This window comes from Hymenobacter aerilatus (genome assembly GCF_022921095.1).
Taxonomy (GTDB): Bacteria; Bacteroidota; Bacteroidia; order Cytophagales; family Hymenobacteraceae; genus Hymenobacter; species Hymenobacter aerilatus.
The window spans coordinates 1,362,513-1,377,901 of sequence record NZ_CP095053.1; the positions used below are offsets into that span (position 1 = coordinate 1,362,513).

Annotated in this window: 9 protein-coding genes; 1 reads left to right on the plus strand and 8 read right to left on the minus strand. The window is 58.9% G+C overall.

Annotation, left to right across the window (positions count from 1 at the left end):
• Positions 1-27: 27 nt before the first annotated feature.
• The 6 genes from MUN82_RS05745 to MUN82_RS05770 form a co-directional block, all read right to left on the minus strand.
• Positions 28-1,635, minus strand: coding sequence for a RagB/SusD family nutrient uptake outer membrane protein (locus MUN82_RS05745; RefSeq protein WP_245095678.1), 1,608 nt, complete (start codon positions 1,633-1,635; stop codon positions 28-30).
• A gap of 18 nt (positions 1,636-1,653) precedes the next feature.
• Entirely contained in the window at positions 1,654-5,103 is a 3,450-nt protein-coding gene (locus tag MUN82_RS05750; protein WP_245095680.1) for a TonB-dependent receptor, read from the minus strand.
• Positions 5,104-5,199: 96 nt separating this feature from the next.
• Complete coding sequence (locus tag MUN82_RS05755; RefSeq protein ID WP_245095682.1) at positions 5,200-6,267, minus strand: FecR family protein; 1,068 nt, start codon at positions 6,265-6,267, stop codon at positions 5,200-5,202.
• 117 nt (positions 6,268-6,384) lie between these two features.
• A complete protein-coding gene (locus MUN82_RS05760; protein WP_245095684.1) occupies positions 6,385-6,990 on the minus strand; it encodes an RNA polymerase sigma factor in 606 nt (201 codons plus the stop codon).
• 99 nt (positions 6,991-7,089) lie between these two features.
• Entirely contained in the window at positions 7,090-9,285 is a 2,196-nt protein-coding gene (locus MUN82_RS05765) for a xanthine dehydrogenase family protein molybdopterin-binding subunit (protein ID WP_245095685.1), read from the minus strand.
• Positions 9,286-9,437: 152 nt separating this feature from the next.
• Positions 9,438-9,917, minus strand: a complete 480-nt coding sequence (locus tag MUN82_RS05770; protein WP_245095687.1) for a (2Fe-2S)-binding protein — start codon at positions 9,915-9,917, stop codon at positions 9,438-9,440.
• Between the two features lie 128 nt (positions 9,918-10,045).
• Between MUN82_RS05770 and MUN82_RS05775 the strand changes: the two genes are divergently transcribed.
• Complete coding sequence (locus MUN82_RS05775) at positions 10,046-10,558, plus strand: vitamin K epoxide reductase family protein (protein ID WP_245095689.1); 513 nt, start codon at positions 10,046-10,048, stop codon at positions 10,556-10,558.
• Positions 10,559-10,629: 71 nt separating this feature from the next.
• Here MUN82_RS05775 and MUN82_RS05780 read toward each other — a convergent pair whose 3' ends face one another.
• Both MUN82_RS05780 and MUN82_RS05785 read right to left on the minus strand, forming a co-directional pair.
• Positions 10,630-11,895: a TCR/Tet family MFS transporter gene (locus MUN82_RS05780; RefSeq protein WP_245095691.1), complete on the minus strand. Its 1,266-nt coding sequence runs from the start codon at positions 11,893-11,895 to the stop codon at positions 10,630-10,632.
• Between the two features lie 77 nt (positions 11,896-11,972).
• Positions 11,973-15,386 carry a UvrD-helicase domain-containing protein gene (locus tag MUN82_RS05785; RefSeq protein ID WP_245095692.1) on the minus strand — a complete coding sequence of 1,138 codons (3,414 nt, stop codon included), beginning with the start codon at positions 15,384-15,386 and terminating at the stop codon, positions 11,973-11,975.
• Positions 15,387-15,389: the final 3 nt, after the last annotated feature.

Here is a 15,389-nt window from a genome sequence, read left to right on the forward strand (position 1 = left end):
GCTTTCATAATTGCTCAGTCACTCGGTTTACCAGCCTGGGTTTTGCTCCAGGTTGCCGTTGATGTCCCGCTCGCGCTGAGGGATGGGCCAGAGATAGTGGCGGGCCGGATCGAAGGTGCGCTGGTCTACGCGCAGGTAGCCGTTGTCCACGTTCGGGTCGCCGGCCTTGATGCCGTGGGCGAAGCCGTTGAGTACGGTTTCGGCCGTGCGCCAGCGGCGGATGTCGAAGATGCGCAGGCCTTCCATGGCCAGCTCTGTGCGCCGCTCGCGACGGATGATGGCTTGCAAGCTAGCCCGGTCGCCGCCAGGGAAGGAGAGGGCCGCCGCATCCGTAAAGCCCGCCCGGCGCCGCAGCGCCGCAATGGTGTTGTTCCAGTCGGTGGCCGTAAACTGGTTCAGCTCGTTCTTGGCCTCGGCGTGCATCAGCAGCACATCGGCGTAGCGAATCAGGATCAGGTTCAGGCCCGAGTTCAGGTTGGCGTCAGACGTGGGGTCGAAGTACTTCGAAGAGTAGTAGCCGGTAGGGCTGGCGTCCTGGCGGTCGATGGAGTTGTCGCCGGTGCCGGGGAAGGTGCGGATGGTGATGGTCGAGTTATCGGGGCGGCGCCACACGTAACCGTCGTACACCAGCGTAGCCATAAAGCGCGGGTCGCGACCTTGGTAGGGCGTAGCCTCGTTGTAGCCCGAGCCGGATTCAGTAATGGCCTTGCCGTTGGCCATTAGGTAGCTATTCACCAGCTCCTGGGTAGGGGCAATAGACGTCACCAGTTTGCCCTCGGTGCGCGGAATAAACTGGCGCTGCACCGAGTGCGTGCGCGTGGGGAAGGCATACTGCAAATCCAGCATGTCCTCGTTGTTGTTCTCGTTGCCCGGCGCAAATGTGCCCATGTAGCTCGGGAACAGGCTGTACGTGCCCATTGAGCCGCTCATCAGCTGCGTCGTAATAGTCACTACATCAGCCCAACGGTCACCTTCATATAGCAGCACGCGGGCTTTCAGAGCCATAGCGCCACCCTTCGTGAAGCGGCCTTTGTCCTCGGCTCCGTAAGCCGAGTTTACAGGTAGGGCAGCGGCGGCGGCATCCAGCTCCTTCAACACAAAGTCCAGCACTTCGGGGCGGGGCGTGCGGGCCACGCTGTTGGCATCACTTACGCTCAGCTCGGTAGTGATGAGGGGTACGGCGCCGTACCAGGTCATCAGCTGAAAGTAGTGGAACGCCCGGATGGCCTGTGCTTCCGCAATGTAGCGGGCCTTCAAGTCCGCGTCGAGCGACGTAATCTTGTCGATGTTGGTTAGCAGGCGGTTGCAGGCGCGGATGCCTCCGTAGTGGTAGCCCCACTCGTTGGTAACGCGCGCCTGGTTGGTGCCATAGGCACCCTCGGCCACGTTGCGCACGTTGGAGCCGTCCACATCGCTCTTGTTATAGGCGTTATCGGAGAGGGCTTCGTTGAAGAAGAAGTACTCGCTGGGGTAGAGGCCGGCATAGCAAGAGTTGAGCACGTTGGCCGCATCACTAGGCTGGGTCCAGAACGTGGCGTCGGTGGGGCGGTCGGTAGGGGGTAGGTCCAGGTCCTGGCAGGCGGCAAAGCTCAACCCAAGGCCCAGTAAAAAACTATAGCGAAATATGCGATTCATGGTCATACTGTTGGATCGTTAGAAAGAAACCGTGAGGCCCAGCGTGGTCACGCGTACGCTGGGGTACACGCGGCCGCTGCTGCCTACACCGCCGCCCAGGCCCACGCTCTCGCTGAACTCCGAGATTTCGGGGTCGAAGCCGATGCCGCGCAGGTGGCTGATGGTGAGCAAATCCTGGCCCGATACAAACACGCGCAGCTGCTGGATACCGGCTTTGCTGGTGAGCGTGTTGGGTAGGGTGTAGCCCAACTGCACGTTTTTGAGGCGAGCATAGGCCCCGTTGCGCAGCCAGTAGTTGGAGCCCTGATTGTTGTTGGTCGAGGCCGTGCCCACGGTCAGGCGGGGGTAGGAGGCATCGGTGTTGGTAGGAGTCCACCGGTCGAGGTGTTGCTTGTACACGTTCTCCCAGTTGTTGTGGAACGCTTCCACACCCTCACCACGGATGTAGAGGTTGCGGCGGCCTACCCCTTGCACAAATACCACCAGATCAAAGCCCTTGTAGCTAGCCGTGTAGTTGGCGCCAAACGTCAGGCGTGGAAACGGATTGCCTAGTACATAGCGGTCATCCTGGTTGATCACGCCGTCGCCGTTGCGGTCCACGTAGCGGATGTCGCCGGGGCGCAGGCTGCCGGGTGTTACAAAGGCTGGCTTAGGACCATTGGCAATTTCCTCCGTGTTCTGGTAGAAACCATTGGTACGGTAGCCGAAGTAGGAGTTGATGGGGTAGCCCTCGCGGATGATGTTGGTAGCGTCGCCGCCCCGGATGGTCTCCACGCCCTTCGTGTCGCGCACGAGGTTGCGGGTGTCGGCCATGTTCACCGTCAAGGTCTGGTTGAAGCCGCGCGCCGTATTCATACGATACGTAGCCGCTACCTCCCAGCCTTGGTTTTGCACGCTGGCTGCGTTCTGGGTAGGAGCGCCCGCGCCGAAAGCGCCAGCCACTGGCAGGTCAATCAGAATGTCGTTGGTGCGCTTGTCGAAGTAGTCGAAGCTAACCGACAGGGCATTCTGTAGAAAGGCTACATCTACCCCTACGTTGCCCATGGTGGCTGTTTCCCAGGTGATGTCGCGGTTGGCAGTATTGAAATTAACACCAGCTACGGGCTGGTTACCAAACGAATACGCGCCAGGAGCCGTGCTAATCGTGCTCAGGTAACGGTACAAGCCGATGTTCTGGTTGCCGAGCTGCCCGATAGAGCCACGTACTTTCAAATCACTGAAAACGGGTTGCAGGAAGTCCAGGAAGTTTTCTTCCAAGGGCCGCCAGCCCACCGATACGGATGGGAAAAAGCCCCAGCGCTTGTCGCTGGCGAAGCGCGATGAGCCATCGTAGCGGAAGCTACCCTCGATCAGGTATTTGTTGGCGAAAGCGTAGTTCAGGCGCCCAAATACCGAGTTCAGCGCCCATTGCTCGTTGTTGCCGTAGGTGCCGTTGGGGTGAAAGCCGCCGCTAGGGTCCGAAATGCCGGTGTAGGTGGTACCGTTGCTAATCACCCCGAAGTCGTTGCCGGGGATGTTGATAACGGCAATACCAGAACGGTCATCGTTGAAATGCTCACTGGAATAACCTACCAGCGCCTTTACATCGTGCTTATCGGCAAATAGGTGCTCGTAGTTGAGTGTAGCCTGGTAGTTGGTAAGCAGGGTGCGCTGGGTGCGGTTCGTCACGGCGTTGTTGCCGTCGCCGCCGGAGGTAGGCGAGCCGTCGGGCGTCACGTACTGCAAGCTGCGCCGAAACTCGTCCATGCGGTAGTTCCACAGGTCGCCGCCCACCAAGCCACGTAGTTTCAGGCCTTTGATGATTTCGTACTCGGCATTCAGGTTGGCGTAGCCGTTGTCATCGCCAAACTTGCGCTGGCCGCCGTTGCGCAAGCGGTTTACGGGGTTGGCGGTAGAGGTAGGGGCCGTCAGATACCGGCCGGCCGAGTCTTGCAGAGGGTAGATAACCGGGATGCGCACGGCGTCGCCGATAATCCAGTCGGTGCCATAGGCGTGCTCTTTTCTGTCCACGCGGGCGTAGGCCAAGATAGCACCTACCGACAGCTTATCCGTTACCTGCGTATTCAGGTTCAAACGGGCGTTCAGGCGTTTGTAGCCGTAGTTGTCGCCCACAAACAGGCTGTTTTGGTCCACGTAGCCCAGCGACACCAGGTAGCGCGTTTTGCCCGAGCCGCCGCTGAGGCTAAGGTTATGGTTTTGCTGCAACGCCTTGCTTTTCAGCACCGCATCTAGGTACCACTGGTTGTCGCCGCGGGCCACTTGGTCGCGGATCTGCTGAGGCGAGAACTGCGGAGCCTGGCCCGAGTTGATGAGCGCCTCATTCTTGAGCTGCATAAACTCGAGGCCCGTTACCGGCCGGCGCAGGAAGGTAGGCGACTGCCAGCCAATGAGGGTGTTGTAGGTTACTACAGGCTTCTGGTTGAGGGCACCTTTCTTGGTAGTTACCAGCAGTACGCCGTTGGCCCCACGCGAACCGTAGATAGCAGCCGAGGCAGCATCTTTCAACACCGTTACACTCTCGATGTCGTTGGGGTTGATGGAGTTAAGCGAGCCGGCAATACCGTCCACAATCACCAGCGGCGAGGCGTTGCCCAGCGTGCCTACCCCCCGGATGTTGATGTTGAGGCCCGCACCTGGCTCGGCGCTGCTCTGCTGAATGGTAAGGTTAGGCGCAGTGCCCTGCAGGGCCTGCGACACGTTGGTTACCGGCCGGTTTTCCAACGCCTTTGCCGATACTGTGTTTAAGGCGCCCGTCACCTCTGCCTTCTGCTGGGTGCCGTAGCCTACCACTACTACTTCTTCCAGGGCTTTTACATCCTCGCGGAGCGTGATGGTGAGGATGCCGCCAGCATCGGCCACGGCTACTTCTTGGCGTACGTAACCTACAAAGCTGAAAGTCAGTGTGCTACCCTCGGGAGCTTGCAGCGAGAAGTTGCCCTCCGCGTCGGTGCTGGTGCCGGTAGTCGTGCCTTTTACCACCACCGCAACACCCGGCAGGCCGTTCCCCTGTGCATCCAATACGCGCCCTGAAACGGGGGGAGCTTTAGGTGCGGAAACGTTTGCGCGTGAGTTGCCTATGTTGGAATCGATTGCAGATGTAGATTTAGAAAGCACGCGCAATACCACGCGGTCTGCATCCACTTCATACTGAATTTTGAGGGGCGCTAGCAGCTCGTCGAGCACCGCCGATAGTGGCTCGTCCTGCACGCGTAGGCTCACTTTGCGCTCAGCCTTCACAAGCTGCTGGCTATACACAAAGTGCACGTTGTAGTGCCGCGCAATCTGGCTCAGCGTAGCCTTAATGGTCTGCGCTTCAACTTTTAGCGTGATTTTTTTCTCGAGCACCGCCTGCATGGGTTGCGAATGAGCAACTGCCTGGCTAGGCAGTCCGCCGCCCAGCACGGCCAGCAACAGCAGCACGCGCAGGCAATGCCCGACCAGTGGTGGAAGGTGTACAGAATTTTTCATAGGGATATTGGAAATGGGTAGGATGGGGTTAGCGGTGAGGGTAGGGGAACATAGGCGTTGAAAAAGAACTGAAAGTGAAAAAGCATATACCAGTGGCTAGCTGGCTGGCACTGTCTGGCAGCCCTTGCTATGAAGTAAAATTTGCGCGTCGGTGGAGAGCGTATAGCTGGCTCCCAGTGACTTACACAGTAAATTTAGTTTCTCAAACAGAGGCTCATCATAGAAGGTGATGCTAACGGTGCAGTGCGCCAGCGTGGCCCGGTCATACATAATATCGACGCCATAGGCCTTTTCCAGGGCGGTGAGCACCTCCGCTACCGGGCGCTCCTCAAACTCGAAGGGCTGCGGCGCCAGCACGGCCGGCTGCGGTACCAGTTCCTTTTTAAGCTGCGGTTCGTTCGCAGAGTATACCGCCTGCTGATTGGGCAGTAGCAGTACGCCCGTCGCGGCCGGGTGCTTGGGGGTAGCCGATAAATCGGCATTTGCACTAGTTTGCACGGATACCTTTCCCTCTCGCACCGCTACCGAGGCGTGGGCGGCGTTACGATACGCTTTCACCCTGAAACTGGTGCCCAATACTGTCGTTACTACCTGGTTGGTAAGCACCAGGAAAGGCCGGTTTGGGTTCTTGCTGACCTGAAAATAGGCTTCGCCTACCAGGTGCACTTCCCGCCGTGGGCCAGCCAGGGCAGTAGGGTAGCGCAAGCTGCTGCCAGGGTGCAGCGTAACGCGGCTGCCATCGGGTAGGCGCAGGCCATAGGGGCATTGCGCGGTGTTGATCTGTTGGGTCCAGCCATTGGCTATGGTGGTCGCAATGGGGGGCGCTGGTGTCCAGGTGCGGCGCACGGTGGGCCATAACAGGCCCAGCACCACGGCCATCAGCACCAGGGCCGCCGCTACGCGCAGGGTAGGGGTCTGCCACCAGGTGGCGGGGTGCTGCACTACCTTTGTATCAGCGGCTACGGGAATATTTTGGGTAGCCAGACGATTCCAGATGGCATCTTCCACTGCTTCCTGGTTTTGGCCGGGCAACTGCAGCCCCTCCATTTCGTCCAGGCGGTCGTACCACCGCTCCACCACAGCCCGTTCCTGGGGCGTGCAGTGGCCATCGAGGTAGCGTTGTAGTAGCAGTTGAAATTCGGCTTCCGTCACGGCTTCGGGCAAGAGTAGAGTAGTGCTTCTATCTACTAAGTCAACGAACCGCCCGGTACCCCTAAAATAAGGTTGTGTTTTTTTGTAAAATAATAGTAAATACTTTGTAAGTATCTGTTAATTATGCGTTTATATTTTTGTAATCCAGAGTAGCAAGGGCCAGGTAACCAGCAAAAAATCCTGCAAGTAGCCACGTAGCAACTTCAGCGACTTCGTGATGTGGTACTCGATGGCTTTCTCCGACAACTGCAACCGGCCAGAAATTTCGGGTACGGTGTGGTGCTCCAGGCGGCTCAGGCGAAACACCTCCCGCGACTTCTCGGGTAGGCGGTCGAGGCCGGCTTGCAGGGCCGTGTCCAGATCCTGTTGGGCCAGTTGCTCCTCGGTGTTCTGGGTAGCATCAGACTGCGCTACGCGGCAGTACAGCTCATACCCAGTTTGTACCCGTTGCGACTTCACATAATTGATGATACGGTAGCGCAGGGCCGTAAACAGATAGGCCTCCAGGTTCTGAATCTGCCCTTCGGCACGCTTGGTCCAGATAGTGGCAAATAGGTCCTGCACCAGCTCCTCAGCCACCTCCCTACTCTTGAGCTTGCGATAAGCCACCGTAAACAGCCGATAGCAATAGCGCTTATAAATTTCTGTAAAGGCGCCTTCGTTGTCCGTTTGCAACGCATCGAGCAAAGCGGCATCCGGCCAAAGGGAGTAATGCAGGAGGCCAGAACGATTCATAACAGCAGAATGAAAAAATCGAGACTTAATAGGTGAAGGTACATTTTTATATTCGTTTTCAGAAGAAAACGACAAGACAATGCTCGTAATAAGAGAAAGTTACGCTTCGCGCGTTAGTTTTTCGGGTCGCAGGGGCAATTCGCGCACGCGTTTTCCAGTGGCGCGATACACAGCGTTGGCCAACGCGGCGGCCGTAGGACCCTGTGCCGCCTCGCCGGCGCCCAATGGCGGCTCAGCAGGGCGGTCGATTACCGTCACATCCACGTACGGAATCTCATCGAAGTGAAAGATAGGGTAAGCCTCCCAGTGGCGGCTGCGCACCTGGTGCCGGTCGAACTTCACTTCCTCCAGTAGCGTCCAGCTGGCTGCCTGAATCATGCCGCCTTCGGTCTGGTTTTTCAGGCCGTCGAGGTTGATGACTTCGCCCGCGTCAATCACAGCCCACAGGCGTGGACGGTAGGGCGTGCCCTCCTCGTGGATGCTGACCTTGGCCACTACCGCCACGTAGGCCGCCTTATTTTTGTACTGTGCAAAGGCAAAGCCTACCCCTTCGTTTTCACCAGTTTGCTGCTGGCGTGCAATGGTGCGGGCACGCTCTACCACGGCAATAGCACGCTTATCTTGCAAGTTGCGCAACCGAAAGTCCCAGGCGTCGAGGCCGGCCTTTTCGGCCAGCTCGTCCATAAACGACTCAATGGCAAACACATTGCCGTAGGCACCCAGGGCGCGCAGGGCCGATACGCGCAGCGGCCCTTGAAAGAAATACGCGTCTACGCGCAGGTTGGGAATGGCGTAGAGCGGGTCAGCATTGCGGTAGCCACCGCCGCTGGGCTCGGTGGCGCCTTCGTCGGCCGGGCGGCGCGGCTGGGCTAAATACTGGGCGGGTAAGAGCTTCTCGGCCTTGCCGCCGGGGCGGTTGCTGTGCGTATCGGTCCAGACTTGCTGGTGCCAGTGCGTGAGGCGGCCGGTGGCGGGGTCGAGGCGGGCGGAGAGGTCCAGCACCATGGCCGAGCCGTAGGGCTCCCAACAGTGCTCGTCTTCGCGGGCCCACTGCACGCGCACGTGGCGGCCGGGTGCGGCCACAGCTAGTAGGGCCGCGTCGGCGGCCACATCGTCGGCGCCGTTGTGGCCGTAGCAGCCTGAGCCGGGCACGCCCTTCACGTGGATGTTGTCTTTAGACAACTGCAACATATCGGCCAGGGCTTCGCGCAGAGGATACACGCCCTGGCTGTGCGTCCATACCTCCAGGCGGCGCTGGGCGTCGTCGTAGCGGGCCACGGCGCAGCTTGGCCCGATGGAGCCGTGCATGAGGTAGGGCTTGTAGTAGCTGGCGCGCAGGGTAGGGGCGTTAGTAGGCGTGCCTTTATCCTGCACGCGCTTGGGGGTGTTGGGCAAGGTGCGGAGATAGTCTTGCAGCGGCTGCCCGGCCGGCAGCGCCCTACCCTCCGACCAGCGCACGTGCAGCTTGCCCCAGTCCTGGGCCAACTTGGCGTCGTACTCGCGCTCGGCCAGCAGGCCCACAAAGCTGCCGTTCACCACCACTTTTGCCAGGCCGGGCACAGCGCGCTTTAGCTCTTTCTCGTCCAGCTGCACCAGCTTAGAGTCGTAGTTGAGGGGCCGCAACACGCGGGCGTGCAGCATTCCCGGAAAGCGCAAATCCTGCACATAGTATTCCTGCGCACGCACCATGCGCTCTATTTCTGGGCGCGGCACAGCTTTGCCCACATATTGGTACTCCGTTTTGGGCTTGAGAGCTACAGGCAGGCGCACTTCATCGGTAAGCTGCTGGCCGTTGAGAAGCTGGGCGAAGGTGCGCGTTTGGCCGTTGGACGCCGTAATGACGCCATTTTGCATTTTCAGCTGAAACACCCGCGCTTGTAGCTGCGTGGCCGCCAGCGTCAATAGTTTCTGGCGAGCGGCGGCGGCGGCGTAGCGCACGGCCGTAGCGCTGTTTTCTATGGAGCCGCTGCCGGCGGTGTAGCCCTCGTTGGGCGTACGGCCGGTTTCGGCCAGCACCACCTCCACACGGTTTAGGGGTAGGCTTAGCTCCTCCGCGGCCATTTGCGCCACTGCTATCCGAATGCCCTGGCCCAACTCTATCTTGCCTGTGAGCACCCGCACGCGGCCATCGGCCAGTACCTCCAGCCAGGAGTCGATGCGGGGGTAGTCGCCGAGGCTGCCGGGAAGCTCGTCGGCGGCGCTGGTAGCGGCTTCCGACCAAGTCGGCCCAAGCAAGGAAAAGCCGATGGTGAGGCAGCCGGCGGTTTGGAGGAAGTGGCGACGAGAGGTAGGCATAGGATAGGGTTATAAGAGCAAAGAGGCGAGGCGAGTCCTGCTGAGCTTGTCGAAGCATCTCGCGTGCTGATGTTGGATACTATCTGTTGTCAGCACGCGAGATGCTTCGACAAGCTCAGCAGGACGCCCTTTTTCGCTGCGTTACTTTAACGTCAAGACTTTTTATTCGCCGCTACTACCTTCTGCGCGGCCCGGATGGCGCGGTGCTGCACGCAGCAGCGGCACAGCACGCGCAACATGCCGTTGCGAATGGTTTCTTCGTCGGCCTTCGGGTACTGTTGCAGGGTCGCCACCGTCGACATTACCATGCCGTTTAGGCAGAAGCCGCACTGCGCGGCTTGCTCGTCTACAAAGGCCTGCTGCACGGGGTGCAGAGTTCCATCAGGTTTGGCTAAGCCTTCGAGGGTAGTGATGCGGATGCCGCCCGTTACGTCGTGCACGGGGAGCTGGCAGCTAGGCCAGGCCACGTCGTCGAGCAGTACCATGCAGGCGCCGCATTGCATCAGCCCGCAGCCAAACTTAGGGCCGTTGAGCTGGAGCTGGTCGCGCAGCACGTAGAGCAGGGGCGTGGCCGGATCGACGCGCACCGTGTGCTGCCGGCCGTTGACGAGAAGGGTAATATCGGCTTCCATAGAACAAAAGAAAGATGTGTAGAAGGATACTCTGAAATGCACCGAAAGGATGCTACCAGCCCAGCAAGCGCCTAACTAAACCTACCCCGGCGCGTACTGGCATAGAACGTCTTACTTAGCTTTTCCTTATGAATCCTACCCAACTCAGCCACGAGCTGCGCAACGGCCAAAGCCCCGACCTAAAGCGCCGGCGCTGGATCATTGGCCTGTCGCTGGTGACAGTGGCCGCCGGCCAGATCGTTACGCTGTACCAGACCGGCATCATCAAGCACCTACCCGATCCGCCACTGGATGTTTTCGACTCCGATAAAGTGGACGCTTCCGACTACGGCTACAAGCGCCTCGACACGCCCGACGCGGCGCCCATGATGATAACCGGCGCCCTCACGGCTACCCTAGCTGCGGCCGGGGGCATGGAACGGGCCACTACCACCCCCTGGCTACCCGTAGCTATGGGCGTGAAAACGGTGGTTGACGTGGTAACCAACCTGACCCTGGCGCGGGAAGAATGGAAGGAAAACAAAGCCTTGTGTTTCTATTGCCAAGCTTCATCGGTGGCGGCTTTAGCTGCTCTAGCACTGGCGATGCCGGAAACAGTGAAGGCAGCGAAGAATCTGTTTGGTAGTAAGAAAACGGCGTAACGCTGCCACCTATCAGGTATAAAAAAGCCCGCGGAGTTTTTAGCTCCGCGGGCTTTTTTGTGCGTGTATTTCTAGTGACCTACTACCGTTTCGGGTGCCGGCTCGTGGGTAGGCTGTACATAAGTTGACAATGAGCGGGCGGCTAATAGTACGCTGATTACAATCAAAACGGCGCCAGCTAAAAAGGGGGCGCCAGGGAAAAGAACAGGCGCTTTATCACTAGTAAAATAGGAAAATAGATTGGTCATGAACGGCGGTCCAACAATGGCGGTGGCGCTAACCAAACTCGTGAGGCCACCTTGTAATTCCCCTTGCTGATTATCCGGCACTTGACCGGAAATAATGCCTTGTAAGGCTGGCCCCGCAATACCACCCAAGCAGTAGGGCACCATTGCCGCAAACATCATCCAACTCTGGCTGGCAAAGGCAAAGCATATAAACCCAACTACATATAGAATAAAACCAGTATATACAGAACGTTTATTGCCTAGCCACGGATTTACCACCCGAATCAAACCTGCTTGCACAATGGCTGTAAGCAAGCCGATAAAGCTCAGGGAACGTCCTACCAACTGTTCCGTCCAGCCAAACTTTAGCATGTTGTAATACGGCCAAGTGCTTTGTGTAGCGTGGCTAGCGAGATAAATGCAGATCAGCGAGATAATGAGGCCCGCAATAACGGGGTAGCGTTGCAGGCTGAGCAAGGACCCCACGGGGTTTGCTCGGCGTAGCTCAAACGGCCGGCGACCTTCCGGCGCCAGTGATTCGGGTAGGACAAAGTATCCGTAGAGCCAGTTAAGCAGCGACAAACCCGCCGCCGCCAGAAACGGCACGCGGGCTCCAAAATGCACCAACTCGCCTCCGAGAGCTGGGCCTAGGATAAAGCCCAATCCAAACGCCGCGCCTACCAAGCCAAAATTCTGCGCCCGCTTTTCAGGTGGACTCACGTCGGCAATATAGGCCGAGGCCGTGGTGAAGCTGGCCCCCGTGATGCCCGAAATAATGCGCCCTACAAACAACCACATAAGGCTGGGTGCAAAGGCCAGAAACAGGTAATCGAGGCCAAAACCAAAGAGCGAGAACAGCAGCACCGGCCGCCGTCCGTAGCGGTCGGAGAGGTTGCCCAATACTGGCGCAAACAGAAACTGCATGGCCGAGTAGGCAAACGTCATCCAGCCGCCGATGCGCGCCGCGTCGCTCAGGGTGCCGTGGCTGAGCTGTTCAATCAGCTTCGGCATCACGGGAATGATAATGCCAATGCCCACCACATCGAGCAGCAGCGTCACGAAGATGAAGCCCAACGCGGCCGGGCGGTGGGTAGGGGTAGGGGCAACCATGGCAACGGAGAGGAAAGTGCGCCGCGAAGGTAGGCAAAGTGGCCGGGCAGGTAGGGCCCGGTCCGCATCGACTTGTTCTAAAACGTCATAATTTCCTGCTTATCAAAATAATACAGCACACACTGCACGTCCGTGAAGCCTAACTGCCGGAACAGATCGGCATAGCGGGCCAATTGATGACGGTGGCGCGGCTCGGGCGGTGGTAGCTTGAAGTCGAGCAGCGTGACGCGGCTGGGTAGGGTCGCGTCGAATACCACCCGGTCAGGCTTGTATTCCTGCCGACGGGTGCCGCCCACCAGGATTTCGCGCTCCGTTTCGGGCTGCACTGCCGGGCTGAAATAATGAGCTAGCTGCGGATGCTCCACCACCTGCTGGAGCTTCTGGAGCAGCTCCGGCCGCTCCTTGGTGCTGATCAGCCCTTCGGCCACCAGTTGACCAGCCACGCGGTCTACATCGGTGGCATACAGCGTGCGGCGTAGGGCATAGTGCAGCTTGCGGTTCCACTCCTTCTGCACCTGCTGGGCATCAAAGTCAAAGACCGTATTGGCGTGCCGACGCAGGCGCAGGCGTTCTTCCCAAGGCGTGCTGTTGAGGTTGGTGAGTGGCCAGTTGCCCGTGGTGGATTCAGTGGCAGGTTGTTGCGTGCTGCCGATGGGCTGCTTAAGAACCCGCAACTCACCAACTGCCAGCGGGTACCGCAGGGTTTCCGGGTCGTACTCGCCCTGCGCCATTAGGTAGCGATGTAGCAACTCAGCTACATTTTTGGCAGGATCAGAGAGGTCAATTTCCGGTTCGGCGGTCTTACTGCCGGCCTTCTTTTTGGGCTGGCGACTGATCAGGTACAGCCGGTGCTTGGGGCGCGTGAAGGCTACATATAGCATGTTGAGGCCTTCGAGGAAGGTTTTTTCCAGCTCCTCGGCGTATTGCCCGGCCAGGGCCGTGCGCTGCAGCGCCTGCACCTGGGGCACCACGGCTATGGGGGGCATCTCGGCCATAGGCTTAGCCTCGGAGGGTAGGCGGCCCCAGAGCAGCGTGTTGCGGTGGGGCGTCAGGCTCCAATCGGCAAAGGGCACAATCACCACGCCGTAGGCCAGGCCCTTGGCCTTGTGCACGGTAGTGATGGTGATGGCGTCGCGCCCGGCTGGGGCATTAATGCTCAAGGCGCTTTTCTTCTGCTGCCAGTAGGTTAGGAAGTTGTTGAGGTTGTTGCCGTGGCGCAGACTGAACTCTAGCGTCAAATCCAGAAAGCGGAACAGGTATTCGCTTTCCCCCTCGCGCCCCAGCAGGCCAAACGTGCCAATTAGGCGTTCGGTTAGTTCGTAGAGGCCCAGGTTGCCGGTTTCCCGCTCCTGCAAGTCAAAACCCAGGGCTCGCAACTCGTCGAAGAAAGGTAGGGCGTCGGGCACGTTGGCCGCCTCGGCAATGTGCCGGGCTCGCGCTGGGGTAGGCGCCAAACTGCGCACCACTTTGTCTACCAGCAATAAGGCCTCCGCTTTGGCCAGCGTATCGGCTGGCTGGTTCAGTACCCGAAACACGGCCACCAGCAGGTTCACTACCTCCGCAAACTCCAGGGAGAGTGAGTCGGCGGAGATGATATCGTAGCCGCGCTCCTTTAGAAACTTCGCTACCCGTCGGCTTTGGTCGCGCCGGCGGCATAGCACGGCCACGTCCTGCTGCCGGAAGCCTTGTTGCAGCGCTTCCTCCACGAGCTGCAACGTGAGGTAGAGTGTACTTTCATCGTAGCTCAGCAGCTGCTCGGGTAGGGTAGGGTGAGGAGCGTCGTCGTGGGTTAGCAGCAATTCAACGATGGCCTCACCGCCTTCTTTTTCTGCTGACTGAGAAGCTGGCAAGTGCTTCGGTGCTTCCTGCCGAAAATCCTCATCATAGATACTCTGCACTAGCGGCAGCTGCGAATGCGTGGCGCTGATGTGTCCAAAGAAATCATTGTTAAAAGAAATGATTTCCGGGGCCGAGCGGTAGTTGGTATTCAGGTTTCTGGCTTGTAAGGCCCCGTCTAAGGTATAGTAGCGCCCTTGCAGCAGGTCGCGTAACTCCTCGTCGGCCACGCGGCCGTAGAGGTATTCGGTTTCGTTTTTATACAGGCGCAGAATCTGTTCCATCTCGCCGCCCCGCCAGCGGTAAATGGCCTGCTTGGCGTCGCCCACGGCCAGGGAGAGGTTGCCGTTGGCTACGGCGTTTTCTACCAGGGGTAGGAGGTTATTCCACTGAAGGACAGAGGTGTCCTGAAACTCATCAATCAACAAATGCTGGTACCGCTCGCCCAAGCGTTCGTACAGAAACGGCACCGGCTCGCGGAGCACAATGTTGGCAATTCGCCTGTTAAACTCGGCAATCAAGACGACATTCCGCTCCCGGCTGAGCTGGTCCACGGCCTTGTTCAACTCGCTCAGCAGCGAAACGTGGAAGATATAAGGTAGCATACCCAGCACCAGCAGGTAGTCGGGTAGGAGACGAGCGCGCAGGTCCTCCAGCTCATAGTAAGCAGCCGTAAGGTCAGGTTTCACGGCATCCACACGCTGCTTATCGGCGGCGGTTTTCACCTTGCCGCTGTACCACTTGTCTTGCTCCACAGTGGCACGCACGTAGCTATTGGCTTCTTTATCAGGTAGGAGGCGCTCCTCCCAGCGCGTCACGTAGCCGATAATGCCGCTCTTCCCCTGGTAGAGGTCCGTTTCTGTCACCCCGGCCGCATCCAGCGCCGCCAGTGCCCGCACGCTCACCGCCCGAAACTCCTGCTCAATCTCCTCCCGACGCTTGCGCAGGTTCTCATGCAGGCGGCGGTAGTCCTGCAACGAAAGCTGCTGCAACTGCGCCACGGCCTCGTGCACCGGCTCCGAAAGCAGAAACTGCCCAAAGTTGACTAGTTCTTCGGGCAGCGTGTTCCAGCTGCGGCCCTCCTCGGCCTTGCTCAGAGCATAGTCGGCCAGAGAGCGGGCCAGTAGCTTGCTGTTCGGGTCACGGTTCACCTTGTCGAGTAGCAGGGCTACGGCGCTTTGCAGCACCGCCTCGCCGTCTAGCTCTACCTCAAACGCGGCGGGTAGCCCCAACTCCCGCGTAAACGCTTGCACAATACGCTGCACAAACGAGTCGATGGTACTCACCGCAAAATCGGCGTAGTGATAGAGTACCAGCCGAAACGTATCTGCCGCCCGTTGCCGAAGCTCCTGCTGTTGCTGCTCGGGCGTGTCGGTGCGGCGCGACAATTTGCCTTCAGCAGCTAGCTCGGTGGCAATATCGCGTAGTAGCGTATCCTCTTTGCCGTTGGCAGAGGGGTAGGCAAACCGCCGCAAGGCCCCAATAATGCGCTCCTTCATTTCGCCGGCTGCATCATTGGTGAAGGTGATGGCCAGAATACTCTTGAAGTACGCCGCATCCTCGGCCCCGAGCGCCAACTTTAGATATTCTTTGGTGAGCTGGTAGGTTTTGCCAGAGCCGGCGGAAGAAGAATAGATGCGGAAGGTAGAGGGCATAAT